At 72.4% G+C, this 1,956-nt stretch carries 1 protein-coding gene; it reads left to right on the top strand.

The features are described 5' to 3' along the window. Positions 1 to 440 precede the first annotated feature (440 nt). Positions 441 to 1,823: an L-serine ammonia-lyase gene (locus ACFWWQ_RS27265; protein WP_384601381.1), complete on the top strand. Its 1,383-nt coding sequence runs from the start codon at positions 441 to 443 to the stop codon at positions 1,821 to 1,823. Positions 1,824 to 1,956: the final 133 nt, after the last annotated feature.

Raw genomic sequence — 1,956 nt, 5'->3', positions numbered from 1 at the left:
GGGGCTGGCCCCGCGTCCCGCCCCCGCCCGGCCCGCGGGTTGGGTTTGGGCACCCTCGCCCGGGACCTCGGTCCCGGGCTCGCCGTCTGCCTGCCCGAAGACGCGGAACGATCCGGCGCACAGGCCGTGAAACGGGTGCGGACGGCGGCCGCGTACGCCGGTCGGGCCGCACCTCGATCGTTCCGTACGACCCTCCACACGGGGAGTCCCGGCCCTCCGCGCGGGGAGCCCCGGCCCTCCGCACGGGGAATCCCTGCCGCCCCGGCACCCGCCGTTCCCCGGGCCGACGGCCGCCCGTCGGACCGCGTCCGGCGGCCCGCACCGTGTCCGGGTTACGCTCGTCCGTCGGCACCGATACGTCCCGAAACCCGCACCAACCTCCTCGATCCCCCCTCCCCGCCCGCACCGCCCCTCACGAGCAGACAAGGGAGTCCGCCACCGTGGCCATCTCCGTCTTCGACCTCTTCTCCATCGGCATCGGCCCCTCCAGCTCCCACACGGTGGGCCCCATGCGCGCGGCCCGGATGTTCGCCGGCCGCCTCAAGAAGGACGGACTGCTCGCCCAGACCGTCTCGGTGCGCGCGGAACTGTTCGGCTCGCTCGGTGCCACCGGCCACGGCCACGGCACCCCCAAGGCCGTCCTGCTCGGCCTGGAGGGCCACTCCCCCCGCACCGTCGACGTGGAGAACGCCGACACCCGCGTCGCCGAGATCCGCGAGAGCGGGCGGCTGCGCCTGCTGGCGGCCGAGATAGGGGACGCCCACGAGATCGCCTTCGACGCGGCGACCCAGCTGATCCTGCACCGCCGCCGCTCCCTGCCGTACCACGCCAACGGCATGACCCTCTTCGCGTACGACGAGCACGGCGCCCCGCTGCTGGAGAAGACGTACTACTCGGTGGGCGGCGGCTTCGTCGTCGACGAGGACGCGGCGGCCGAGGACCGTATCAAGCTCGACGACACCGTCCTGACGCACCCGTTCCGCACCGGCGACGAACTGCTGCGGCTGACGCAGGAGACCGGGCTGTCCATCTCCGCGCTGATGCTGGAGAACGAGAAGGAGTGGCGCACCGAGGAGGAGATCCGCGCGGGGCTGCTGGAGATCTGGCGCGTGATGCAGGCGTGCGTGACGCGTGGCATGAGCCGTGAGGGCATCCTGCCGGGCGGCCTGAAGGTCCGCCGCCGGGCCGCCAACGCCGCCCGCGCGCTGCGCGCCGAGGGCGACCCGCAGGCGCACGCCATGGAGTGGATCACCCTCTACGCCATGGCCGTCAACGAGGAGAACGCGGCGGGCGGCCGGGTGGTGACCGCCCCCACCAACGGCGCGGCCGGGATCATCCCCGCCGTCCTGCACTACTACGTGAACTTCGTGCCCGGTGCCGACGAGGACGGCGTGGTCCGCTTCCTGCTCGCCGCCGGTGCGATCGGCATGCTCTTCAAGGAGAACGCCTCCATCTCGGGCGCGGAGGTCGGCTGCCAGGGCGAGGTCGGCTCGGCCTGCTCGATGGCGGCGGGCGGCCTCGCCGAGGTCCTCGGCGCGACCCCGGAGAAGGTGGAGAACGCCGCCGAGATCGGCATGGAGCACAACCTTGGCCTGACCTGCGACCCGATCGGCGGTCTGGTGCAGATCCCGTGCATCGAGCGGAACGGCATGGCGTCCGTCAAGGCCGTCACCGCGGCCCGGATGTCGCTGCGCGGCGACGGCCGCCACCATGTCTCCCTCGACAAGGTCATCAAGACGATGAAGGACACCGGCGCCGATATGTCGGTGAAGTACAAGGAGACCGCGCGGGGCGGGCTCGCGGTGAACATCATCGAGTGCTGAGGGACGGCCCCGGGGGCCCGCCCCCGGGGGGCCGGCCCCCGGGGGGGGGGGGGGCGGGCCCCCCCCCAAAAACCGGAAACATCCGGCCCCCCCGTTAGAGAAAAAACAAAATAGCAGGGACAGTGTAGTTTAA

This window comes from Streptomyces sp. NPDC059080 (genome assembly GCF_042739975.1).
Taxonomy (GTDB): Bacteria; Actinomycetota; Actinomycetes; order Streptomycetales; family Streptomycetaceae; genus Streptomyces; species Streptomyces benahoarensis.
The sequence above is the reverse complement of the archived record's forward strand: the minus strand, read 5'-3'. Positions and strand labels throughout refer to the sequence as shown.